Origin of the sequence: Burkholderia sp. E168m15, assembly GCF_016586105.1 — a bacterium.
Lineage (GTDB): Bacteria > Pseudomonadota > Gammaproteobacteria > Burkholderiales > Burkholderiaceae > Burkholderia > Burkholderia orbicola.
Genome location: NZ_BCPO01000023.1, coordinates 1 through 23,763 on the forward strand (window position 1 = coordinate 1; position 23,763 = coordinate 23,763).

The following is a 23,763-nucleotide window of genomic DNA, read 5'->3' on the forward strand; positions in this document are numbered from 1 at the left end:
TGGCGGCTGCCACGCTTTTTTTTCGTCCATGCGGCCCGGCCGCCGCGTCCGTTACGCGTTGCGTTGCGAGACCGGGGTTTCCGGCGTCGGATAGCCGGCTTCGCGGAACGTCTCGAGGATCACGCGATTGGTGTCGCAGTACACCTGCCAGTAGTTTTCCGGCTGAGTCGACGGGCGCACGAACAGCAGCGGGCCTTCCGGCGTGAACTGCAGCACGCCGACGTCCGGCGCCGGCACTTTCAGCACGTTCGGCACCAGCTGGATCTGCGCCTTCAGGCGGTTGATCGCATCGGCCGCGTCGACGCTGTGCGCGATCTTCGCGGTCAGGTCGACGCGGCGATGTGGCGTCGCGCTGTAGTTCGCGATGTTGTCCGAGAAGATCTTGTTGTTGCCGACGATCGTCACGATGTTGTCGGCGGTGATGATCGTCGTGCCGAACAGCCCGAGCTCCTTCACCGTGCCCGTGACGCCGCCTGCGCTGATCACGTCGCCGATCTTGAACGGGCGCAGCACCTGCATGAACACGCCGGCGGCGAAATGCGCGAGCAGGCCGCCCCAGGCGGTGCCGATCGCGAGGCCGAGGCCGGCGAGCAGTGCGGCGAACGAGGTGGTCTGCACGCCGAAGATCTGCAGGATCGCGAGGATCAGCAGGATCGTCAGCAGCACGCCGACGACGGAAGTCAGGTAGTCGGTGAGCGTCGGGTCGACCTTGCCGCTGCGGCGAACGACCTTGCCGAGCAGGCGGGTACCGATGCGGATGGCCCAGCGGCCGACGAACCACAAGGCGATCGCGGCGAGGAGGTTGAGGCCGAAGTCGAGGCCGCGGGTCATCAGGAATTGCTGGGCGGTGGCGAGATCGATCATGCGTTCTCCGAAGTCAAGGGTAAAGGGGCGGCGCATGCACCGGAATGGGAGGCGCTTTTATAACCTGACCTGGGAGGGGCGGGCAACCGGGCTGACATTGGTTGACGTAGTGAAAAACGGGCAGGACGCCTGTGCGTGCTGCCCGTCTGGCGCATCGGATCGACGCCGGTTGCGGCGCGCGACCCCGAAGTTGCGGTGTTTACTTCGCTGCGCGTCCGTAGGTGTCCTCGAAGCGGACGATGTCGTCCTCGCCGAGATACGCGCCCGACTGGACCTCGATCAGTTCGAGCGGGATCTTGCCGGGGTTCGTCAAACGGTGGGTCGCGCCGAGCGGGATGTAGGTCGACTGGTTTTCGGTCAGCATGATCTCCTTGTCGCCGTTCGTGACCATCGCCGTGCCCTTCACGACGATCCAGTGTTCGGCGCGATGGTGGTGCATCTGCAGGCTCAGCTGTGCGCCCGGGTTCACGATGATGCGCTTGACCTGGAAGCGATCGCCCTGGTCGATGCCTTCGTACGAGCCCCATGGGCGCACGACACGGCGGTGCGTGACCGATTCGTGGCGGCCGGACGCGTTTAGCCATTCGACGATTTTCTTGACGTCCTGGGCTTTGTCGCGATGCGCGACGAGCACGGCGTCGGCGGTTTCCACGATCACGATGTTGTCGAGGCCGAGGGCGGCGACCATCCGGTGTTCGGCGCGGATGTACGAGTTCTTTACCGAGTCCGTGAAGATGTCGCCGATCAGCGCGTTGCCTTGTTCGTCCGCTTCTGCAATGTCAGCAAGCGCGCTCCACGATCCGATGTCGTTCCAGCCGAGGTCCGCCGCCGCGACGACGGCGGCGCGTTCGGTCTTCTCCATCACCGCGTAGTCGATCGAGACGTTCGGGCAGGCGGCGAACACGTCTGCGTCGAGGCGGACGAAGTCGTTGTCGCGCTTGGCGGATTCGAATGCGAGTTCTGCATGGCGGGCGATTTCCGGTGCATGGCGATGCAGTTCCTCCATGTACGTGGACGCCTTCAGCATGAACATGCCGCTGTTCCAGTAGTAGTTGCCGTCGCTGAGGAAGCGTTCGGCCGTCGGTGCGTCGGGTTTTTCGACGAATGCGTCGACTTTGTAGACCTGCTTGCCGTCCGCGATGGCTTGGCCGCGACGGATATAGCCGAAGCCGGTGTGCGCTTCCGTCGGCGTGATACCGAACGTGACCAGGTGCTGGTCTGTTGCGATGGCCGCTGCCTCAGTGGCTGCGGCGATGAATGCCGGTTCGTTCAGGATGACGTGGTCGGACGGCAATACGAGTAGTAGCGCGTCGGGCGATTCGTGCAAGGCAAGCAGCGCGGCGATCGCGATTGCGGGCGCGGTGTTGCGGCCGACTGGTTCGAGCACGATCGATGACGGCGTGATGTTGACCTGTCGGAGTTGTTCCGCGACGAGGAAGCGTTGGTCGTTGTTGGTGACGACGATGGGAGCTGCAGCATCGGGAATATGCTGAAGGCGGCCGGCCGTCTGCTGGACGAGCGTCTGGTCGCCTGTCAGCTTCAGGTATTGCTTCGGATAGCCGCCTCGCGACATGGGCCAAAGGCGGGTGCCGCTGCCGCCGCACAGGATTACCGGGTAGATGTTCATGCATTGCCTCAGATTGAAAAGCGCTTAGTGCCGGCGATTAGAGACGCGCGCCGACTGTTCTTGACTACCTAAAATAGGCCAATTCGTACAAGGTTTAGTCCGTAAAGTTGTCGTCATCCAAGTTATTTTTTTGTCTGCTTTGCCATGCTGCATAGCGGAGTGCATTGCATGTCCAACGCAGTGCTTTGAGCAGCGGGCGTGTACGACTGCCCTGGATCTTTTCGAGTGGTCGTGCAGCGTGGTGTGCCAGCTGACGGACGACTGCTTCCGGCGTAGTAAAGATGCCGAGCTTCCAGTCCCAATACACGGGGTACCGTAATAGGGCTCCCGCCACTAGCATATCGAGTGTCAGCTGGCGTTTGCGCCAGGGTTGCACCAGCATGTCATGCGTTAAGCCCCAGCCAGCGTAAAAGGGTAACCCGTAAGTGAAGACAGCCTTGTTTCGCAGTAGCGCATCGAATCCTGAAAGTGATGAAAGAGTGTGAATTTCATCCGCTGTTTCGATAAGTGACAGCAAGTCGGCGTCACTGTCAATCACGTCAGCTAGTCCCGACGCATCGATGACACCTGTGCGATTTCCGGACAGCACGTCTGGATGAGGCTTATAAACGATAAACGCGTGAGGCCGACGGGCGCGGACCTCGCGCAATAGCGCATCGGTCGTGCCAAGCGCCTGCGTGCCGAGTCGGATGGATGCATCGTCGGCAACCTGGCCTGGAACCAGCACAACTCGCCTGTTGGATGGTGCTTGCCACGTAGGGGCGCGGCGGCCCAGATTGTATTTGGTGATGCCGAATTGAACGAGTTGTTCCCGCAGTGCCGCCGCCCGCGCAAGTTCGGCGTCGCTGAATTCGGTCTCGTTGAGTAGTACGGTCAGATCGCTTGGCTGTCGGGCGTCGAAATATAGACCGCGTCGGTCAAGTACCTGACTATACGGTGCACTCATGTCGGAGCCGAGTCCAAGCGAATGAATGAATCCGTCCTCGATGCGTATACGCGGGACGTTTGGTGCGATGTCCTCAGCAGGCCGTGCGCCCCATAACGCTGCACATTCACCGGTTCGCACACTATCCAGCTCATGCGTCCATCGAAGCCTGCCGCCGCCTGCGGTGAGAAAGGGAGTTGCGAACGCGCGTTTCCAGCGCTGAAAGCGAATCGCGACGACTGATTGAAGATCAGTGAACCGCTGAGCAACTTCATGTTGCAGTTCAATGCTGTCTAATACGGATTCAAGTGGTCCGTGAGCGAGGGTCAATGGATCCAGATAATGGACAAAACGCAGAAAGACTACATCAAACAAGGCGGCGAGCGTCGGTTGCGCGCGTCGGCCCGGCAATACAGTATGGTCGTGCGTCAGGCCCCAGCCAGCGTAATACGGGGTTCCAAACACATGAGTTGGAACTTCGGCGAGCAATCCACAAATGCCTTCGGATGCTCCGATAACGAAAACGCTATCGACGTGGCGAAGTGCTTCAGCCAGCGAGTATGGTGGAATCAGTAGGCGGGTGTTGTCCGGCAACGAGGCGGATTCGGATAGCCATGGACCCGAGCCAGGATCGCCGCTGCGGATCAGCCAGAACTCCGCGTCAGGGTGAGCGGCGCGTGCCGCTTGGATCATTGACGCAAAGGCATCGATTCGCGCTGTCGCCGACGCGTGAATATTCGTCGCCGACGTGTGCCGTTCGTCAATGAGGAGTACGCGAGATGAGTAGTGCCGTGTTTCAAGCGAAACGGGAAGACGTTTGTTGCGACCACATAGATGAAGCGCGTCTGTGCTTAGCACGCGTGTCATTAATTGAATGATTCCAGGCTTTTTGCCGGCCGACGGATCGGCCAATAATGCCTGATCGAGTGCGGTGACGAGTGCGTGTGGTCCGCACGCATCAGATGGCAAGCTGAACCACGAACGTAGCGGAGTGCGGGGTATGGCAGGCGCTGCAATGGGGCCGGGCCACGCACATTGCGTTGCGATTCTTACTGTACTGGCGATGCGCAGCGCGACACGGCCGCTCCAGTGGTCGAGCCATACACAGTTCGAACGTTGCGAGAGTACACTCGCAAGGCGCGACCCTGGGGTTACACTGCGTACATCGAATGAACGCGCCGCGGTATGGTTCATGAATTACTGTAGCGAAACAATGAAGCGATCGACTGCGTCAAAATGTGAGGTCCATGTGGGGGCACGGAAGTGCGCGATGCGCTCAATCTGGGCGTTGCGTTTTGCGCTATTCGCTTGAGAGTACGCTTGAATGCGCTCAAGCCATGCAGGGCCGTTCAGCGGATCGAGATAATCCGGCACGTCTGCCGCGATTTCGCGAAATACATCGAGATCGCTTGCCAAAACGGGGATGCGCGACTCAAGGGCTTCGACGAGCGGCATACCGTAGCCTTCTACGAACGACGGGAAAAGCAGAGCGCGCGCGTGTTGTAGCCAGGCGTGTAACTCGTCGTCTGAACAGTTAGACCGTTCGATGACGACCCCCTTCAACGGGGCGCTACGCTCGAGCATGTCGACAACATTTTCGCACTCCCAGCCACGCCGACCGATAACAACGAGCTTCGGGGCTTGGCTGCCGAGCTGCTCGACAAGTCGACGCCACACGTGCAGCATGAACCAGTGATTCTTACGCGGCTCAATCGTGCCAAGCATGACGAAGTACGGGGTCGCGAGTGGCGCGGCGAGCGCCGGTTGCGGTTCGGTGCCGCTGGCGAGTGGTGCGACGACACTCGGCGGAAGAGGGATTCCAGCCTTTTGCGCCTCGATGGCGAGAGCGTCAAGTGTTCCCTGCGAGTTCGCAATAAGCCCGTCAGCGTGACGTAGTGCCGTATGGATTCGCTTGCGATGGGTGGTGTCGACACCTGGGCGACTATATTCCGCATGCGTCAGCGGAATTAGATCATGGACCATGAATATCGCGCGCCCGTTTCCTTTTTGCATTGTCCTGTAGTAGCGCGGAAACTCCATGCCGGTATGACTCGTATGCAGTAGCGTCGAATTCCCCTGGGGCGCACTACGCATCCCATTGAGCCAAGCGCGTGCCAGCAGGGCGATGATCGAACGCCGTTCTGGACGCTGCGACAGCAACATTGCAAACGTTTCCTGCGAGTCGCGTTCTGTTAGCGTTACAGAGAAGCCATGTTTGCTCAGGACACAGCGAGCTCGATCACCATATCGGCGAATATACGCAAGGCCAACGCGGTCGACACCCGTTGGCAGTAGGCCCTCATAGCATCTGCGTGTCAATCGTGTGACGTCTAGGAGGATTTGTGTCACGAAGAAGCAATCGGTCAATGAATGAGGGCGCGAACTGAATCCAGACACGGAGGAGCGGACAGCTGGATCATCAATTAAGAGCTGCGCGTGCGGCCTGTTTGATTTCAGGGTGGTTGGAGGCAAATAATACCGAAATATTCTATTGCATCTTCGGACGTGCGACAATTTCTGCCTTTGCCAAATTCTGGGCCCAACGATACATGTTACGTTTGCCTCGCAGCGCTTCTTGTACCGCGCTTTCCATTTGTACGGTTTTGCTTGTCGGCTGCTCCAGCATTCCCACGTCAGGCCCGAGCCGTTCCCAGATCGTTGCGGCCTCCGATCAAGCTCCCGATCCGGAGAATCCGCCTCGTGTTCAGGTCGTTGACGTGACAGACAAGGTCGCGCGTCAACTGTTTGCTGAACGCAAGCGCGGGGATTTTTCCTCTCTGCTCGGAAATGACTTGCGTTTCCGCCAGCAGCTCGGGGTGGGCGATACGATCGAGGTATCGATATGGGAAGCTCCACCCGCGACGCTGTTCGGCGTTGCGCAAACGGGGGATTCGAAAGCCGGCTCGACCAACGCGAGGGTGACAGTTCTGCCGGATCAGGTCATTGATGGGGATGGCACAATTAACATCCCATTTGCCGGCCAAATCAAAGCCGTCGGGCGAACGCCGGCGGAGCTGCAGCGCGCCATTGCGGCGCGTCTGAAAAATATCGCCCATGATCCGCAGGTGCTTGTCAAGCTCTCGCACAACGCGACGTCCTATGTAACGGTTGTAGGCGATGTAGTTAAGAACGATCGCATGCCATTGTCGGCCCGAGGTGAGCGAGTACTCGATGCTCTCGCCGCTGCAGGCGGTGTCCGCCAGCCTGTCGATAAGATTACTGTCCAGGTGACGCGTGGCGACCTCGTCGCTTCGCTGCCACTTGAGTCGGTGATTCGCGATCCGCGGCAAAATGTGCCTCTGCGCGCCGGGGATGTTGTGACAGCGTTGTTCCAACCATATAGTTTCACGGCATTGGGTGCGACCGGCAAGAACGAGGAGATAAACTTCGAGGCGCAAGGTATTACGCTGGCCCAGGCGTTGGCGCGAGCGGGCGGTTTGCAGGACACGCGTTCGGATGCGCAAGGTGTGTTCATCTTCCGTTTCGAGGATGCGAAGGCATTGCCATGGCCCAACTCGCCAGCTCAGACGACGGTAGAAGGTAAGGTGCCGGTTGTCTATCGAATGAACCTGCGAGATCCGAACGCATTCTTCGTTGCTCAGAACTTTATGATGGACAACAAGGACTTGCTATACGTGTCGAATTCTGCGGTTACTGAGTTACAAAAATTTCTGAATTTGGTGTTTTCTGTTGCCTATCCGGTCACAACTAGTATCCAGACCTATAGATAAGGCAAGATGTGTCCGGGCGGTACTTATCGTCCGGACCTCTGCCCCGTAGTTTGATCAGGTCTGAGGCCGACGCACAGTGCAGAGCTATCATGCCCACCTTCAGTTGAATCCATAGTATTACGGCGGTGCGACAATATTTTCGTCGTGCGCACTATCCACTCAGAGTGGGAAGCACACCGGCTTCGAGTTCACGGTCAGATGATTACTTCTTACGCACAAAATTTCGAAGACGTAATGTTGTGGCGCGCGCTGAAGCATATCGAGCGCGGCTTCTATATTGATATCGGGGCGCAAGATCCGCTTATAGATTCCGTCAGTCTTCTTTTCTATGAACAGGGCTGGCGCGGTATGCACGTCGAACCGACGCCATACTACGCGGAAGCGTTAAGGCGGGGGCGACCGGACGAAACGGTGCTGCAGGCTGCCGTCGGCAGGGAGTCCACAGCGTTGCGATTCTACGAGATTCCGGGGACGGGTATCTCTACTGCGGACGAGAAGATTGTTAAGCAACATAGGGCGCGCGGGTTTCAGGACCGGGAAATTGTGGTGCCGTGTGTGACGCTCGCATCGGTGTTTGAGATGACGGGTGACAAAGACATTCATTGGCTCAAGATTGATGTCGAAGGGTTCGAGCGGCAAGTGCTTGACAGTTGGGGGGAGAGCACGGCCCGTCCGTGGATCGTGGTGGTCGAGAGTACGCTGCCGCTCACGCAGATAGACTGTCACGACGAGTGGGAGTCCGTACTTGACAGGCGCGGGTACAGTGCCGTTTATTTCGACGGGCTGAATAGGTACTACGTCGCTGACGAGCATCAGGAGCTCAAGCAAGCATTCGCAGTGCCACCGAACGTTTTTGACGATTTCGCACTCGGAGGTGAAGCGAGTGCACCGTTTCATCGCCAAATTGTCGAGCGCGACAACGCGGAGCTTGAGGCGACTAGGAAAGAGTTACGCCAGCGGGACGAAGATAGTGAGGCCCGCATCCGTGATTTGCTACGCGAGGTCGAATCTCTTAATCAGCGTGATAGGGAAAGGCAACTAGCTGCGAGGGACGAGCTGCTGGCGCTAGAGCGGAAATTGCGCGAGCGAGAATGCCTGTGGGGCGAACGTAACCGGGAACAGGCAGACGAACTTTCCAAAATCCGGACAGAGTTTGCGACTACGCTCAAGCATTTGGCTGCCGTCGAGGAGGCAGCGCGTGGGCAAATGCTCGAATTGTTGATGCGGGTTGATGCGGCGCACGAATCCCAAGTCAAGTCGCAGGTCGAACGAGAGCAGGCGTGGCAGCGGACGCTCGACGAGCGGGAGCGTTATTGGGGTGGAATGTTGCAGGCTTCTCGCGACGAAGTTCGTGCGTTAACTGATACTGCTCTACAGCGAGAGCGTTACTGGACCGAAACATTGCAGAGTGCGCTGGCTGAAATCGGTGCATTGACCGAAGCAGGGCGACAGGAGGCGAAGCGGGCAGAAGAGGCTCTCGAGCGACAGGCCCGTTCGCTTCGGGAAGCGGCCGAGGTCGAACGTATTCGGTTAAGTGATGATTTCGCTACGGAACTGGCTCGGCTGCGCCGGTCTCATCAAGATGAACGGGACAGATGCCATGCGCGAGAAGCCGAACTGATTCGGCAATGTGAAGCGGTCGCGATATCTGCATCGGAGGAGCGTCAGAAATTAACCGAGCAGCATGCGATGGCGCTCGAGGAAAAGGGCAAAGAGTGGAGCCGCCAAGCCGAACGGGAAAACAACTCAATTGTGCAGCGGTACGAGGCTCTGATACGAGAGTCAGAAGTCCAGCGAGCGGCGTTCGAGCAGCGGGTGGCGGAAGATTTGGCATTTCTTCAGTCGCAACTCGAACAATGTAATAAGGAACGTGAAAAAATTCGGTCGGATTACTCAGCCGAGGTAGAAGTTCTCAACGAGCACGTATTTTTGATGGCCGAAAGAAGCGCTGCATATCTATGGGAAGGATATCGCCTCGGGCGAGCGGAGCGAGCGCGTGGTTGGTTCGCAAGGGCATTCTTGCTGGGAGCGCCGGGCGCGGAGGTTGACTTGCAGCGCTTTTCTCAGTCAGTAGGTTCTATGAGGGCTGTGGGGTTGGCGAAGCGGCGTATTAATCATATGAAAAAATTGAAAATTAATTTCCAGCCGGAATTTGTCGTTCGTAGTGATGGAAAATACGGTCTTGATGACTTTCTTTTGCTACACGACAGAAATTTCGTTCGTGCCGCCTATCTTGCAATTTTGAAGCGGGAGCCAGACGAATACGGTGAGCGGCACTATCTGAGTCGAGTGCGTGCAGGAGTGAGCAAGGCGATTATTTTGTCGGATATCCAGAACTCGAAAGAGGCGCGGCGACATAATGTCAAGATCGAACATCTGAAGGGAGCAATCCTGGCGAACAAGTTATTCGGCGTTCCTCTATTCGGTAATCTCATTCAGGGCGTTTGTTTTTTCTTTAGCGTCAATCGTCATCTAAGGGATCTTCGTGCGCTCGAGAATCACTTGGTTAGAATGGGGGAGGAGATGCAGAAGAATTGCCAAGATCAGATGGAAGTGTCGGAAGAACCTCAAGCAACGAGTAACCGCAAATGAAGATATTGACGCTAAGCACATACCCGATTGGAACGCCGGCGCATGGCGGCCAGCATCGGGTGGCGAATATTGTCCGGGTATTGCGTGCTGCTGGACATCAGGTGCAATCCGCAGGCGTGCTGGGAAGCGATCAATACGCACCAGAAGAGTATTTCTGCGAGTATCCGGAGCATGAGCCGTTACGGAGATACATCCAGAATCCATTGTTGATGGAAGATTGGGCGATCGGTCGCCTTTATGCGGAGGATGACGATGCCTATCGATCACTCGCCAGCAAGATTGATCCAACTCCGGATTTGATCCTGGTCGAAAATCCCTGGTTGTTTGATTTCGCAAAGCGATTTGTAACAGAAAGAAAACTGAGTGAAACGGTGCTGATATACGGCTCCGAAAATATCGAAAATCAGTTGCGTTACGACATCGTAGCTCAGTATCTGTCGATCGAAGAAGCCCAGCGCGCGCGCGCCTTGATCAGTGAAACTGAACTCAAGGCCCTGCGTAATGCACATGGCGTGTGCGCGGTATCGCGGGAGGATCTCGAGTGGATGCAGTCGCGCACCAAGGCTAAGTGCATTCTTGCGCAGAACGGCGTCGCGCGTCGAACGGTGACAATTGATGGTCTCGAGCAAGCGAATCGAGTTGCCCAGCACAGGAAAATTGCAGTGCTCTGCGGCTCGGCGCATCCGCCTAACATTACGGGATTCTTCGATATGTTTGGCGGCGGCGTAGGATGCATTGCGCCCGACGAGTCGATCGTTCTGGTCGGTGGCGTTGGTGCTTCGATTGTGAGCGATGCCCGTTTTCATCGAGTGGCGGGATTGAATCGGGCAACCATTTCCGCTGGGGTCGTTTCGGAAGAGTGTCTCCAGGGGCTGCTGACAATCGCACATGCGATCATTCTGCCTATCACGCACGGCGGCGGTACCAATCTTAAGACGGCTGAAGCACTTTGGTCGGGCAAACATGTTGTCGCGACATCGGTTGCGATGCGCGGGTTCGATAAATTTGTCAATGCGAGAGGCGTGTCGCTCGCCGACGACAGCCGCACATTCGTGGCTGCATTGCGGAAGACGATGGCAGCTACACCGTTGCGGCTTACGCCTCAGGAAATGTCAGAGCGACAGTCGGTGCTTTGGGACGAGACACTGAGCGGATTTGTGGACTTTGTGGCGGGTTTTGGTGCGAAGCGATCGTCTGCCGCGGAATTCAAGCAGCGTCCGCAATATCAGGTCTGAGCGAAAGAAGAATCAACACACGCGGCCGCGATATTTCCTGGATGTCCGAGGAGATCGCGAGTTGCGAAGAAAGGATGATGCATGTCGCAAAATAATGCACCGCTGATTTGGATGAACGTCACGACCAGTGCAAACTGGAACCGTCCCCCCGTCGGTATCGTTCGTGTTGAGCAGGCACTCTGCACCGAACTCGAGGCGTTATACGGTAGGCAACGCTTCCGGAAATGTATTTGGCGAGAGGGCCAGTTTATTGAGTGGGCGGAGCCCATCGGTGAGCGACCGTCTGAAATTGACGATGCCATCGATATGATGCTCCCTAAGACGGAGTCTTTCGATCTGTCGCGACGTTTCATGTATCGGGCAATGGAGTTATTCGGTAAGAAATCAACTTCGCGAAACGGGTCGCATGGCTTGCGGATCGATGTGCCGACCAATGATCCACAGTATCGTCTGTCACCTGTTGCAGGAGATATTGTCGTGTCGATCGGATTGGATTGGGATCAATCCTATTCTTCCGAATTTTATAATTTGCAGAAGAAGAAGGGTATTCATGTAATAACGTGCTGCTATGATCTGATTCCGGTTCTATTTCCGCAGTATTGCGTAGGTGATGTATCGAGTCGATTCAAGGAATATTTCAATTCTCTTGCGTGGGGCTCGACTGCCGTCCTGTGCATTTCGGAGCAAACCCGGAAAGACTATCTTGATCTCTGCAACAGGATTGGGTCCCCAATTCGCCCATCTCATGTGATTCCCTTGGGTGACAATGTTCCGACCGGGGAGGGCGAACTCGGACCGGAAGTACAGGCAGTGATCAGAAAGCCGTTCATTCTCTTCGTGTCGACAATTGAACGGCGGAAGAATCATGAAGTCCTGTACCGTGCATATCATCGTCTCTGTCGCGACGGGTACGGTGACGCGCTACCGAAGCTTGTATTCGTCGGGATGCCGGGTTGGGGAGTCGGCGATTTGCTGAAGGATATCGAGCTTGATCCACTGACCCAAGGCAAGATTGAGCAACTGAATCATGTCACCGATTATGAATTGATGCAGCTGTATAATCACGCGCTATTCTGCGCGTACCCGTCTCTGTATGAGGGGTGGGGATTGCCGGTCGGCGAAGCGTTGGCTATGGGCAAGGCGGTCCTGAGTTCCGATCAAGGTTCGCTGCCGGAAGTCGGCCGCGATCTGGTTCGGTATTTACCGGCTTGGGATGTTAACGCGTGGGCGGATGCAATTCTTGAATGGTGCATGACGCCAGCCAAGGTGGAGGAAATCGAGCTCCGCGTGAAGAAGGAATATCGGGTGCGCAAGTGGTCGGATACAGCGAACGTTGTAAAAGACGTTATCGATGGTATTCTCGCTGACAAGTCGAATGTCGAGATGGCAATTTATCCCGGTCACGATTGCAGTACGCAGATCGGTGTTCATATCGGATCGGGGCTGCAGGGTACAGGAAAGGACGGATTTTTGATGTATGGTCCACATCGTTCGATTGAGGCGGGAAGCTACGCGGTGAAGGTATTTGGTGTCGCAGATGTTGAAAAGGACGCCAATTTGTTGTTCGATTTCGTTGCGAACGAGGGGCGTCAATGCCTTTGGCGAGGTGATGTACGGTTTCCCCAGGCACTATCGGTGAAAGAATCGCTGGTGGTGGAGTTTAATATCGACGTCGAGCGAACACTGGACGATTTCGAGGTGCGCTGTATCGATCGAGGAGCACAAGCGCAGCTTACGCGACTGGAAATCTCGAGGCGGTAAGGTGAGTTTGGCGGATCGAAATGTGAAGAAATCGATTCGAAAATCAAGTTAAATGGAAGTGAGTGAGTTGAAAATGAATGCGACCGCAATAATTACAGGTATTACCGGGCAAGATGGCGCTTATCTTGCTGAGCTCTTGCTTGAGAAAGGCTATGTCGTCTACGGCACCTATCGCCGTACGAGTTCCGTGAACTTTTGGCGAATCGAGGAGCTCGGAATTGCTGCGCATCCGAATTTGCACTTGGTCGAATACGATTTGACTGATCTGAGCTCTAGTATTCGCCTGCTGCAGCAGACTGGAGCAACGGAAGTTTACAATCTCGCGGCGCAAAGCTTCGTCGGTGTATCGTTTGATCAACCCGTGACGACGGCAGAAATCACCGGTATTGGTCCATTGAATTTGCTCGAAGCGATACGCATCGTCAATCCTGCGATCCGTTTCTATCAGGCAAGCACGTCGGAAATGTTCGGAAAGGTTCAGGCGATTCCGCAAACTGAGCAAACGCCGTTCTATCCGCGTAGCCCCTATGGCGTCGCCAAGCTTTACGCGCACTGGATCACGGTCAATTACCGTGAGAGTTATAACATTTTCGGATGCAGCGGGATCTTGTTCAACCACGAGTCGCCGTTGCGCGGGCGTGAATTTGTCACTCGTAAGATTACGGACAGTGTCGCGAAGCTCCGTCTCGGCAAGCTTGACATTCTCGAACTGGGCAACCTTGATGCAAAGCGCGATTGGGGTTTCGCAAAGGAATACGTAGAGGGTATGTGGCGTATGCTGCAGGCCGACCAGCCGGATACCTATGTGTTGGCAACCAACCGTACGGAAACGGTACGCGATTTTGTCAGCATGGCGGCGCAGGCCGCTGGATTCAAGCTTGCTTGGGAAGGGCGAAACGAGCAAGAGATCGGTGTCGATCAACTGTCGGGTAAGACGATCGTGCGCATCAATCCGAAATTTTATCGACCGGCCGAAGTGGAGTTGCTGATCGGCGATCCGCAAAAAGCGCATGATGTGCTCGGATGGAAGCCAACCACCACTCTCGAACAACTTTGCCAGATGATGGTCGAGGCAGATATTCGTCGCAACGAGATTGGATTCTCCTTCTGATCTATGGCGAAAGTCCTAATCACTGGGATCGGCGGCTTTACAGGCGGCTATCTCGCACGCCAGTTGGCGGCGAGCGGTCATGACGTGTGCGGGCTCGCCCACCGGGCTGGTGTGAGCTCTGAGTGGCGTACGCACGTCGTGGACTTGCTTGACCGTCGACGGCTCGCTGATATTATCGAACTCGAAAAGCCGCAAGTGGTTGCGCATCTTGCTGCAATTGCGTTCGTTGCGCACGATGATGTCGGTTCCATTTACGAGACCAACATCGTTGGTACACGGAACCTGCTCGAAGCGCTGGCATTGTCTTCGCGTCGGCCGGACGCCGTGCTTGTTGCAAGCAGTGCGAACATCTATGGCAACGCCGATTGCGAAGTGATTGATGAATCTGTGGCGCCGTCGCCTGCAAACGACTATGCGGTCAGCAAGCTATCGATGGAGTATGTCGCCAAGCTCTGGAGCAAGCAGTTACCTATCGTGGTTGTGCGGCCGTTCAACTATACGGGCGTTGGTCAGGCCGAAAACTTTCTTCTGCCGAAAATTGTTTCTCGTTTCCGCGCTCGTGCCCCGGTACTTGAACTTGGAAACCTCGACGTCATCCGCGACTTCTCCGATGTTCGGATGGTTGTGGCGGCCTATGAACGGCTATTGAACGGCGCATTTGCAGGCGAGACGTTTAATGTCTGTTCCGGGGCCGGGTATTCGCTTCAGGAAGTGCTGACAGTCATGGAAAAACTGGCGGGCTATCGGCCTGAAGTTCGAGTCAATCCGAACTTCGTGCGTGCGAATGAAGTTCGCAAACTGGTCGGCGATAACAGTAAATTGCGTCGGGCCATTGGTGCAGAGCCAGGACAGATTCCGTTGCACGACACCCTCAAATGGATGCTGGAGAGCGCGGATTGAAGTTGATTCTTGCGGTCGATGCGATCGTTCCGCCGCTGACCGGCATCGGTCGATATGCGTGGGAGTTGGCGAGGTATTATCGAACGGCACCCACCGGCGATCTTGATGCCGTTCTTTATTACTTCGCGGGCGAATGGGTTAGCGATCCCGCACAACTACTGGATGGCCGTCCGTGGCGGAGCGCAGACGCGCACTCAAAAGGAAAATTCTGGTCGCGTGCATCTGTTGCTGTGAGAAGCTGGCGCCGCCAGCGCGCACTCCGAACACATGTCTTTCATTCTCCGAACTATTTTTTGCCAGAATACGTGGAAGGCGGGGTGATAACGGTTCACGACCTGTCCGTCTTCAAGTACCCGGAAACTCACCCGATAGAGCGCATTCGCCATTTTGAGCGGAGCTTTGCGTCGACGTTGCGCCGTACCGCACATATCATCACGGATTCTGAGGCCATAAGGCGAGAGGTGTCGGAGTATTTTGGTTGGCCGTTGGACAATATCACCACGGTGCCGCTCGGGGTTCCGCCGGAATTCAGGTCCTATGACCATGGAGATCTCGTCGTTTCGCTAAATCAGTTTCGCCTGTCTCCCGGGGGCTATACGCTTTGTGTATCGACGCTAGAGCCGAGAAAGCGAGTCGACGCGTTGCTTGCAGCGTATTCTGTGCTGCCCGCTGATCTGCGAGCTCGCTACCCGCTCGTGCTTGCAGGCAGTTCGGGCTGGCTGAACGATGAGTTGGGCCGGAGAATCGCGAGAGGTGAGGCAGAGGGGTGGCTCCGGTATCTGGGTTTTGTCCCGGAGCCGCTGTTGCCGCTGCTCTATGCAGGGGCGCATGCGTTTTTCTTTCCGTCGCTCTATGAAGGCTTTGGCCTACCGGTATTAGAGGCGCTCGCGAGCGGTGTGCCGACGCTTACGTCACGTTCCTCTTCGTTGCCCGAGGTGGCAGGGGGGGCTGCATGGCTTGTTGAACCAGACGATGACGCAACGTTGCGTGACGGTATTGAGCATGTAATTTGCGATACCGCGTGGCGCACATCGGCGGTCGCTCGAGGACTGCAAGTTGCCGGTGAAGCAACTTGGACAAAATGTGCGAAGCGTACGCTTGAAGTGTGTCGGGAGCTAGCCTGAGTTATTTCGTAGCCAGTTCGGTTACAAACATAGCTAGTTGCCTGGCGCTCGCGGCCCAACTAATCGGCTTGATCGAGCCACTACGCGGCGCAGTACCGGTCGCAAGTTGTGCAAGCCATTCTGACATCTGGCTCGCCATCGCGTGCCTGTCCGAGGCCGAGAAATAGGTCGCATGTTCGCCCGCGACTTCTCGAAATACGGACAGATCACGCAGAAAAAGTGGCTTGTCGTGACGCGCTGCCTCGATGATCGGGAGCCCGAAGCCTTCGGCCTCAGATGCTAGGATAAGGCCGTCTGCCAGGTTGTAGAGCATTTCCAGTTGCGCGTCGTCGGCCTCGTTGAGCCAAAATAGCAACCTGCCGTTTTGTGGGTGAAGAGCCAGGCGTTCAGCGAGCGCATCTACACGCCATCCCTTCTTGCCGACAATCACCAGCGTCGGCTGCTCACCGTTGCCCCATAGCAAGTCGAATGCATCGAGGACCTGTGCATGCGCTTTACGGGGCTCTATCGTTCCGACCATGAGTAATATCGGGCGAGCAAATCGTGTATATCCGGGCACTGACACGGATTCGCCGACGTGCGCACGATCAAGTTTGTCCGCGCCAAGCTCGAACCAACGTACCGGAATTTCCGCGCGAGCGAGACCGAAGCGCTGCTGCATCAATAAGTCTACTTCGCTCGCGACGGTGCGCGATATGCACCAAAGTTCATCGGCATGAACCGCTATTGTGGATAGCCAATGTCGGAATGAGCGATGCGCGCGCGGAGTAAACCAACTACGGTTTTGTAGTGGAAGCAGATCGTAGACAATGAATGCGCAGCGCACGCCTTGTCGTCGCCACGCTAGCAGATCACGCTGCCGTCTCGGCAGAATGCGACTCGTAAGATCGAGACCCAGGAAAACATCGCCGTTCGCAACGTGGACGGGTGCACCATTCGGCCTCGTGTCATGCGGTGCGTGCCCGAGGAGATGATCTGCGTAGTGGAACGGTTTTGCGCGGGTTGCCCAGACTGGGCGCACGTCGAATCCGGCGGGCGGCGAGGCCAGGAGTTGCAATAACAGCGAACGGACAACTCGTTGAATACCAGTTCCGGCATCGTGAACCGCGATGATGGAAACATCGACGAGCAACTGGTGGCGCCCCGTTGGTGCTCGATGTGCCGGGTTCAATGCGCGTGCGGCATTTCTGGCAGCCGGCGCGCGGCGCGCAGATAACCATATTGCCGTGAACTGGAGGGCGGCGGCTTTGAATTGGTCCAAGCTACCAACGTTGGTTGTACGGGTTGTCAGGCGGCGTTCTCCTGATAAAACGCATAGGCATCTTCGATTACGTCGAATGCATGCAACTTGCCAGCAATCAGTACTGCTGCACGATCGCAATGTTCCCGGATGTAGCTTGCATCGTGACTCACAATGATCAGTGCGCGGTCTTTGCGTCGTTCGAACAGCTCGTGATGGCATTTTGCATGGAACCGGCTATCACCGACTGCCACAATTTCGTCGATCAGGAAACAATCGAATTCGATGGCCATTGAAATGGCGAACGCCAGACGAGCACGCATCCCGGCAGAGTAACTTTTTACCGGTTCGCGCAAATAGTAGCCGAGCTCCGAGAATTCCTGGACGAATGGTTCAGCGGCCTTTGCGTCGGCGCCATAGACGCGACAGATGAATCGCAGATTGTCCATGCCGGTCAGGCTGCCTTGGAACGCCCCTCCGAATGCGAGCGGCCAGGACACTTGCATGCTCCGGCGAATTCGGCCGGCAGTTGGCAGTTCTGCTCCGCTTATCATCCGGATCAGCGTCGATTTGCCGGCTCCGTTGCGACCCAGGATACCGACTTTCTCGCCTTGCCGAACCTGCAAATTGATCTTGTTCAGTACGCGTCGGGTGCCTTGCCGCGTGTGATAGTCCTTGCAGACGCCTTCGAGCTCGATCATTCGGGTTCCACTCTCATGCTGGCATCCCGAACGAAATAGAGACCGACCAGCAAAAGGATCATGTCACTGAAGATCATGTAGGGGATGCTGTAATGTGGTTTGACGAGCGATCCGAAATAGCCGCCCCGAAGCATTTCCGTGCCATGCACCATCGGCAGTAGTAGAACCGCTTTCTGAAACTTCTCTGGTAGCCACGACACCATGAAAATCGAACCGGACAGCGGAAACATAAGATAGGCAATGGTGTGCCAGATGCGGTCTACCGCTTCGCTGCGCTCGGACAGTGCACCGATGATGAGCGCGAGCCCGGTGCCAAAAGCGGCCAAGTGAAACCATGCGCCGATGATCATCGTCAGATCTTCGGGCGGCTTCATCATGCCTGCGGCGATGAAGAGAACGGAGAGGAATGTAAACGACATCGTTGCGCCCGATATTTCCAGCAGGAGGCGAGCAAAGAAGAAGTCGATGACGCGCACGTTCCGGTGATAGAGCAGAGCTTGGTTCGGAAGAATTGCCAGCGCACAGCGATTCGCGCAATTGCGCCACAGCAGAACAGGGGAGTATCCGGTGATCGCGAATGCCGTTATCGGCAGTGTCGAGCCATGGGTTGCCTTGGTGAGCGTCCACAGTGCAAGCACCCCCACCGTAAACATCATCGGTTCGAAAAAGATCCACAGAAAGCCGATGTTGTGCCGACCGAATCGCGTGAGGATTTCTCGCATCAGCAGAGCGCTCACGACGCGCGTCTGGATCGCGAGTGAGCGAGATAGCGAGGTATCGTGATGTGCCATTGCCACTCGTTAGTCGTGGTGCTCACGCACGCCCGCGAGCAGGAGGCTGAGGATACCCCAGGCGATCATTCCGAGCGCGAAAACCTCGAAGATCGACTTCAGCCGTTTCGGCTCGATCGCGACGTCTGGCGTATTGGGTTGAACGAGGCGTTCCAAGTAGAGTTGCTGGCGCTGTGCTTCGGCGCGCGCAGTCTCCATGGCTGCCATTGCGGATGCAAGCTGCTTGTCGGCAAACTGAGCATCGAGTTGCAGGCGTGTATAGCTTGCTGTCTTGTTCGACAGAGAGTTCCTGCTGCCTGCAACGCCACCTGTCGCTTCTTTGATCTGCTGTTCGGTCTCGCTGATGCTATTTTTTAGGACGGCCACCTGCGGATTTTGGGGGGCGATCGATTGTAGCTGCCGCAACTGGGTCTGAGCGGAAAACAGCTGAGTCTGTAGGCTCGTAACCTGCTGCAACTGAAGCGCAGATTGCTTTTCGGGATCGAACACCGAGTTCGAGTTTCTGTACGCGGCGAGTGCGATCGCAGCATCCTTCGCCTTGGAGGCGGCAACGTCGACCTGACGCTGTGCAAATTGCACGGTATCCGTAGTCGCGCGTTCATTCATTCTGTTGACGAGTCGCTCGCTTAGTCTCAGCAGCTGCGAACTGATTCGGTGCGCATCTTCGGCCGTGTAAGCGCGTACTTGCAGAGTCGTAATTGACGAGGCGGAGTCGAGATTGACTGAGACGATGTGCTTGCCGTAGTACTTCCACAGCGACTCGAAGCTGCCGTCGAGCGTTGCGTTGAAGCGACTGAAAAAGTCGCCTTGCCTCGAGTATGCATCGACGATGTAGTTGTGCTGGTTGAGCTCTGCGAGCGCGTCCCGTGATTGAATGTAATCGATAACGGGATATGCTTCATCCTGTCCACGTCCGAAGCCAGTGCCCTCCAGCAGGGCGCCAACCATGCTGGTTTGCGCGGCCCGCTGTGCGCTGCGGACCACGAAGCGCGTCTCCGACACATAGATGTCAGAAGCGATGAGGCCGTAATAAAGGGTCGCGATCAGCGTGGGTGCGGCCACTGTCGCAACGAAAAGGAGGTTGAGCTTTTTCAGGCGTCCAAACAGGTTCGCTTTCGGTGTTCCGGACGTAGAGATTGAGGTGCTGCCAGATACGTTTTCCAACTTCCTTCCATCCAGGCTGATTGGCTCTTCGCATGCCGTCGAAAGGAATATTCTCGCCTTTCAACTAGAGAGCAGATTCAATTTAATGACACGGTCACGAAGCGATGGTAAGGAGGCTGTAGCCGCCCCTTTCGATCACCTGTCGCACCGTCTGGGCGCGGTCGGGAGGCGTCCGGCATGTTGTTGCATTTCTGCCGGAGGACGAAGCGCGCCGGCCCAGAGCGGGGGCGGCTGATTATAGCGAGCGAGTGGGGATTGTGCTATCTCCTTCCCGGTAGCGTTACATTTGCGCAAATGCGCCCGACCGATTCGATCGGTCCAATTTTTCTTTTCAGAAGAGAGGTGTTATATTCACCGGCTACTAGAAAGACGAGCCGGCAAGCCGCCAGCTGGAAATTTAATAGTCAAAAAAGACTCGCTTCAAGGGGGCCGAAGCAGACTTGCTTCGGTCGGGTCAATTCGCTGGTTGGTATTTCTGATGCCTCGCTCATTTCTTGTGCTGCAAGGCACGGCTTCGCTATTTTTTAGTCGGCTCGCAGACGTGCTGGTTGAGCGGGGCCACGCGATACATCGCGTTAATTTCTGTGGCGGCGATTGGTTCTACGGCAAGACTCGCAATGCGCTCAACTATGCTGGGCTGGTGTCCGAGCTTTCCACATGGTATGCCGACTTCATCCGCCGAGAAAGCATCACTGACGTTCTGATGTTCGGCGATTGCCGCGAAGTTCACCGGCACATGCATCCTGTCGCAGAGCAATTCGGTGTGCGTGTGCACGTGTTTGAAGAGGGCTACGTGCGCCCGCACTGGATCACGCTAGAAAGCCACGGCGTGAACGGTCGCTCGCGAATGCCGGTGGATCCGCAGGAATACACGAAGCTGCGCGATGTCATCCCGGCGGCGCAGCCCGGGGTGCCAACCGGTTACAACCTGTATGAGCGCGTCTTTCACGACATCACATACCGGGTCGCCAATGCGCTGCTCGCGTGGCGCTTTCCTCGCTATCGCAGTCACCGCCCGCGCAATGGAATCGTCGAATACGCAGGACTTGCGTTTCGCGCGCTTTTGCAGGGGCGACATCGCCGTCAGGCCGACGCGGTCACGCGCGAATTGCTCGACTCCGGCCGGCCTTATTACCTGTTCCCGCTGCAACTCAACTCCGATGCGCAGATCGTCGTGCATTCGCCATTCGAAGGGGTGCGCGATGCGATTGACTACGTCCTGCGCTCGTTCGCCCGACACGCGCCGCACGACGCGACTCTGCTGATCAAGAACCACCCGCTCGATACCGGCATGATCGAATACTACCGCTTCGCGATGTCGATTGCGCGCGAGGCCGGTATCGGAGATCGGGTCCGTTTCATCAACTCGGGTCACTTGCCGACGCTGCTTGAGCATGCGCGTGGCGTGGTCGTAGTGAACAGCACGGTCGGGCTGTCGGCTTTGCACCACGAGCGCCCGCTAGTGGCGCTCGGGACCGCCATTTATAATATGCCCGGCTTGACTTGGCAGGGGAAACTCGACGATTTCTGGCATGGCGGCGAGCTGCCGGACATGCATCTCTATCACGCCTTTCTGGACTACGTGATGCATCACACGCAAATCAACGGCGATTTCTACACCCGAACCGGCATCGAGATGGCGGTCGCGGGGGCGGTCGAGCGCCTGGATCGCGCGGATGCCTGATCAACTGCCGCGAAACATCGTCATCACCGGCGCGAGTGCCGGTCTCGGTCGCGCGCTTGCGCTTGCCTATGCACAGCCCGGCACGACGCTGGGGATCGTCGGCCGCAATTTCTCGGAGGTCGAGAAAACGGCGGCGACTTGCCGCGCGCACGGCGCCATGGTCGAAACGGGTGTCATAGACGTGCGCGATGCCGCGTCGACTGCCGCCTGGCTAACCGACTTCGACACCCGCCACCCGATCGACCTGCTGATCGCGAACGCCGGGGTGGCCAGCACGATCGCCCATGCGGACGACTGGGAAGACCTGGCGCGCACGGCTCGCGTCATCGACACGAATCTCTACGGCGCATTGCATACGGTCCTGCCGGTCATCGACCGGATGCGCGAGCGCAGGCGCGGCCGTATCGCGATGGTCAGTTCGATCGCCGCGCTGCGTGGCATGGCGATCTCGCCGGCCTATTGCGCGAGCAAAGCTGCGATCAAGGCCTATGGCGATTCGGTGCGCCCGCTGCTGGCGCGCGACGGCGTGGGCGTTACGATCATCCTACCAGGCTTTGTGAAGACGGCGATGAGCGACGTGTTCCCCGGCGACAAGCCGTTCCTCTGGAGTGCCGAGCGTTCGGCCGAGTACATCCGCCGGCGGCTCGACGCAGGCCGAAGCGAGATCGCGTTCCCCGGGTTGCTCGCATTCGGCATGCGCCTCCTGCCGCTGCTGCCCGCGACGCTGGCCGACGCGATCCTCGACCGCCTGTCCTATCTTCCGTCGAAGGACCGGGTCAATTGAGCGCGCGTCTTGCCGTGACGCTGACGGGCACCATTGCGCTGTCGTTTGCGGTCGATGCGATCGCCGTCCCGCGCGCGCCGCTGCGGCGCCCGCTGCTGTCGTCAGTGCTTCATATTGTTGCCGTACTCTTCGTATTCGACCTCGTGTTCGCCGCCACCTGCCGGCCGCTGTTTTCGGCCTGCGCGTCGCTTGCGCTCGTCGGTCTCGTCGCCGCAGTCAGCAACGCGAAGTACGAGTCGTTGCGGGAGCCGTTCGTATTTACCGATCTGAGCCTGTTCAGCCAGTTGTTTTCGCATCCCCGTCTTTACTTGCCGTTCCTGAGTGTCGGCAAGGTCGTCGCGATCGGTACCGGCATCCTGCTTGTGATCGCGGGCTTCGTCGTCGAGCGACCGGTGCAGCGGGGTTCCGTCGCGATGGCGTGGCTCGCGGCGGCGTTGCCGTTCGCGCTCGCGGTGCCTATCGCGGCGCGCTTGCCGCTGACGCTCGATCCCGATGCCGACCAGCGGCGCCACGGTTTTTTTGCCGTGTTCGTTGCCTATCTGCTCAACGGGCTGCGTCCTGCGACGTTCCGGAGGTTCCGCGAGATCGCGGCGGCCGGGCTCTTCGCAACAGGCAAGCCGAACCGGCGCCCCGACGTGGTCCTGATCCAGAGCGAATCGTTCTTCGATGCACGCCGCCTCGGTGACGCGGTCGAGCCAGAGCTTTTCGCGCGCTTCGACGAGGCGCGTCGCGAGGCCGTCTCGTATGGCGAGATGATGGTGCCGGCGTGGGGCGCCAACACCATGCGAACGGAATTCGCGGTGCTGACCGGCATGGAATCTTTTTCGCTTGGATATGCGCGCTTTTATCCTTACGCATTTGTAAGAAATAAAATCGCGTCGCTTGCCTCTTGGTTTGACCGTTGCGGCTACGATACAGTCGCGATTCATCCGTATTACGCCGATTTCTTCGGGCGGGACCGGGTATTTCCGCTGCTGGGTTTTACGCGCTTTCTTGATATCCGCGATTTTGCATCGGCGTCCCGTGCCGGTCCGTATGTGGCAGACGCCGCAGTATCCGAGTCGATCATCGAGGAACTCCGGACCGCGGGCGACGACCATCCGCGCTTCGTCTTCGCGATGACGATGGAAAACCATGGCCCGCTGCATCTGGAGCAGGTTTTGCCTGGAGAATCGTCTTCGAGGCATACTCTTGGCGAAGACCCGTCCTGGCGCGACCTGACAGCCTACCTGCGGCACATTGAAAATGCAGACGCAATGATGGGGCGCCTGCTCGACCATTTGCGCACCAGCGATCGTGAAACAGTCGTTTGTTTTTACGGCGACCACGTTCCCGCTCTGCCTCACGTATTCGATAAGCTGGGCGTTTCTCCGCAAACCAGCGACTACTTCATTTGGCGAAATTACGGCACAGACACTCCCGAATGCCGGAATCTGGCGGCCGAAGAGCTCGGTTCGGTACTTTTGCATGTGGTACAAGATGACGGACATCGCGCGGAAGAACCGCACGCATCCGAGAAAGCGACATAA

Annotated in this window: 18 protein-coding genes; 10 read left to right on the forward strand and 8 right to left on the reverse strand. The window is 57.3% G+C overall.

Features of this window, described 5'->3' with window-relative positions:
• Window positions 1–51 precede the first annotated feature (51 nt).
• The 4 genes from JMF86_RS03445 to JMF86_RS03460 form a co-directional block, all read right to left on the reverse strand.
• Window positions 52–864: a mechanosensitive ion channel family protein gene (locus JMF86_RS03445; RefSeq protein ID WP_201316722.1), complete on the reverse strand. Its 813-nt coding sequence runs from the start codon at window positions 862–864 to the stop codon at window positions 52–54.
• A gap of 199 nt (window positions 865–1,063) precedes the next feature.
• Window positions 1,064–2,491: a mannose-1-phosphate guanylyltransferase/mannose-6-phosphate isomerase gene (locus tag JMF86_RS03450; RefSeq protein ID WP_201316723.1), complete on the reverse strand. Its 1,428-nt coding sequence runs from the start codon at window positions 2,489–2,491 to the stop codon at window positions 1,064–1,066.
• 94 nt (window positions 2,492–2,585) lie between these two features.
• The gene (locus JMF86_RS03455) at window positions 2,586–4,610 is read right to left on the reverse strand and encodes a capsular biosynthesis protein (protein WP_201316724.1); all 2,025 of its coding nucleotides are present in this window, start codon (window positions 4,608–4,610) and stop codon (window positions 2,586–2,588) included.
• Between the two features lie 3 nt (window positions 4,611–4,613).
• Window positions 4,614–5,765, reverse strand: a complete 1,152-nt coding sequence (locus JMF86_RS03460; protein ID WP_201316725.1) for a glycosyltransferase family 1 protein — start codon at window positions 5,763–5,765, stop codon at window positions 4,614–4,616.
• 209 nt (window positions 5,766–5,974) lie between these two features.
• On the opposite strand from JMF86_RS03460, the gene JMF86_RS03465 reads away from it, so the two are divergent.
• From JMF86_RS03465 to JMF86_RS03495, 7 genes are all read left to right on the forward strand, one after another.
• Window positions 5,975–7,147, forward strand: coding sequence for a polysaccharide biosynthesis/export family protein (locus JMF86_RS03465; protein ID WP_374039633.1), 1,173 nt, complete (start codon window positions 5,975–5,977; stop codon window positions 7,145–7,147).
• Between the two features lie 198 nt (window positions 7,148–7,345).
• Window positions 7,346–9,739: an FkbM family methyltransferase gene (locus JMF86_RS03470; RefSeq protein WP_201316727.1), complete on the forward strand. Its 2,394-nt coding sequence runs from the start codon at window positions 7,346–7,348 to the stop codon at window positions 9,737–9,739.
• Window positions 9,736–10,974 carry a glycosyltransferase family 1 protein gene (locus tag JMF86_RS03475; protein WP_201316728.1) on the forward strand — a complete coding sequence of 413 codons (1,239 nt, stop codon included), beginning with the start codon at window positions 9,736–9,738 and terminating at the stop codon, window positions 10,972–10,974. The genes JMF86_RS03470 and JMF86_RS03475 overlap by 4 nt, the downstream gene beginning before the upstream one ends.
• 81 nt (window positions 10,975–11,055) lie before the next feature.
• The gene (locus JMF86_RS03480; protein WP_201316729.1) at window positions 11,056–12,735 is read left to right on the forward strand and encodes a glycosyltransferase family 1 protein; all 1,680 of its coding nucleotides are present in this window, start codon (window positions 11,056–11,058) and stop codon (window positions 12,733–12,735) included.
• A gap of 73 nt (window positions 12,736–12,808) precedes the next feature.
• Window positions 12,809–13,846, forward strand: coding sequence for a GDP-mannose 4,6-dehydratase (gmd, locus tag JMF86_RS03485; RefSeq protein ID WP_201316759.1), 1,038 nt, complete (start codon window positions 12,809–12,811; stop codon window positions 13,844–13,846).
• A 3-nt stretch (window positions 13,847–13,849) separates the two neighbouring features.
• Window positions 13,850–14,746, forward strand: a complete 897-nt coding sequence (locus tag JMF86_RS03490) for a GDP-mannose 4,6-dehydratase (RefSeq protein WP_201316730.1) — start codon at window positions 13,850–13,852, stop codon at window positions 14,744–14,746.
• On the forward strand, window positions 14,743–15,870 hold the full coding sequence (locus JMF86_RS03495) for a glycosyltransferase family 1 protein (RefSeq protein WP_201316731.1): 1,128 nt from the start codon (window positions 14,743–14,745) through the stop codon (window positions 15,868–15,870). Before JMF86_RS03490 ends, JMF86_RS03495 begins: the two co-directional genes overlap by 4 nt.
• Before the next feature lies 1 nt (window position 15,871).
• Here the strand turns inward: JMF86_RS03495 and JMF86_RS03500 are convergent, their stop codons facing one another.
• From JMF86_RS03500 to JMF86_RS03515, 4 genes are read right to left on the reverse strand one after another with little or no spacing between them, the layout of a single operon-like run.
• On the reverse strand, window positions 15,872–17,131 hold the full coding sequence (locus tag JMF86_RS03500) for a glycosyltransferase family 1 protein (protein ID WP_201316732.1): 1,260 nt from the start codon (window positions 17,129–17,131) through the stop codon (window positions 15,872–15,874).
• 26 nt (window positions 17,132–17,157) lie between these two features.
• Window positions 17,158–17,811, reverse strand: coding sequence for an ABC transporter ATP-binding protein (locus JMF86_RS03505; protein ID WP_201316733.1), 654 nt, complete (start codon window positions 17,809–17,811; stop codon window positions 17,158–17,160).
• Complete coding sequence (locus tag JMF86_RS03510; protein ID WP_201316734.1) at window positions 17,808–18,602, reverse strand: ABC transporter permease; 795 nt, start codon at window positions 18,600–18,602, stop codon at window positions 17,808–17,810. Before JMF86_RS03510 ends, JMF86_RS03505 begins: the two co-directional genes overlap by 4 nt.
• A 9-nt stretch (window positions 18,603–18,611) precedes the next feature.
• On the reverse strand, window positions 18,612–19,766 hold the full coding sequence (locus JMF86_RS03515; protein ID WP_201316735.1) for a hypothetical protein: 1,155 nt from the start codon (window positions 19,764–19,766) through the stop codon (window positions 18,612–18,614).
• Window positions 19,767–20,244: 478 nt separating this feature from the next.
• Here JMF86_RS03515 and JMF86_RS03520 point away from each other — a divergent pair, with 478 nt between their 5' ends.
• The 3 genes from JMF86_RS03520 to JMF86_RS03530 are packed head-to-tail and all read left to right on the forward strand — an operon-like array spanning window position 20,245 to window position 23,763.
• On the forward strand, window positions 20,245–21,450 hold the full coding sequence (locus JMF86_RS03520) for a capsule biosynthesis protein (protein ID WP_201316736.1): 1,206 nt from the start codon (window positions 20,245–20,247) through the stop codon (window positions 21,448–21,450).
• Window positions 21,443–22,234, forward strand: coding sequence for an SDR family oxidoreductase (locus JMF86_RS03525; RefSeq protein ID WP_201316737.1), 792 nt, complete (start codon window positions 21,443–21,445; stop codon window positions 22,232–22,234). Before JMF86_RS03520 ends, JMF86_RS03525 begins: the two co-directional genes overlap by 8 nt.
• The gene (locus tag JMF86_RS03530; RefSeq protein ID WP_201316738.1) at window positions 22,231–23,763 is read left to right on the forward strand and encodes an LTA synthase family protein; all 1,533 of its coding nucleotides are present in this window, start codon (window positions 22,231–22,233) and stop codon (window positions 23,761–23,763) included. Before JMF86_RS03525 ends, JMF86_RS03530 begins: the two co-directional genes overlap by 4 nt.

Bases quoted from the DNA above. Each gene is read 5' to 3' on its own strand.
- JMF86_RS03480 (WP_201316729.1), top strand. From the start codon at position 11,056: ATGTCGCAAAATAATGCACCGCTGATTTGGATGAACGTCACGACCAGT.
- JMF86_RS03470 (WP_201316727.1), top strand. From the start codon at position 7,346: ATGATTACTTCTTACGCACAAAATTTCGAAGACGTAATGTTGTGGCGC.
- JMF86_RS03455 (WP_201316724.1), bottom strand. From the start codon at position 4,610: ATGAACCATACCGCGGCGCGTTCATTCGATGTACGCAGTGTAACCCCA.
- JMF86_RS03525 (WP_201316737.1), top strand. From the start codon at position 21,443: ATGCCTGATCAACTGCCGCGAAACATCGTCATCACCGGCGCGAGTGCC.
- JMF86_RS03475 (WP_201316728.1), top strand. From the start codon at position 9,736: ATGAAGATATTGACGCTAAGCACATACCCGATTGGAACGCCGGCGCAT.
- JMF86_RS03450 (WP_201316723.1), bottom strand. From the start codon at position 2,491: ATGAACATCTACCCGGTAATCCTGTGCGGCGGCAGCGGCACCCGCCTT.
- JMF86_RS03445 (WP_201316722.1), bottom strand. From the start codon at position 864: ATGATCGATCTCGCCACCGCCCAGCAATTCCTGATGACCCGCGGCCTC.
- JMF86_RS03490 (WP_201316730.1), top strand. From the start codon at position 13,850: ATGGCGAAAGTCCTAATCACTGGGATCGGCGGCTTTACAGGCGGCTAT.
- JMF86_RS03510 (WP_201316734.1), bottom strand. From the start codon at position 18,602: ATGGCACATCACGATACCTCGCTATCTCGCTCACTCGCGATCCAGACG.
- JMF86_RS03505 (WP_201316733.1), bottom strand. From the start codon at position 17,811: ATGATCGAGCTCGAAGGCGTCTGCAAGGACTATCACACGCGGCAAGGC.
- JMF86_RS03520 (WP_201316736.1), top strand. From the start codon at position 20,245: ATGCCTCGCTCATTTCTTGTGCTGCAAGGCACGGCTTCGCTATTTTTT.
- gmd (WP_201316759.1), top strand. From the start codon at position 12,809: ATGAATGCGACCGCAATAATTACAGGTATTACCGGGCAAGATGGCGCT.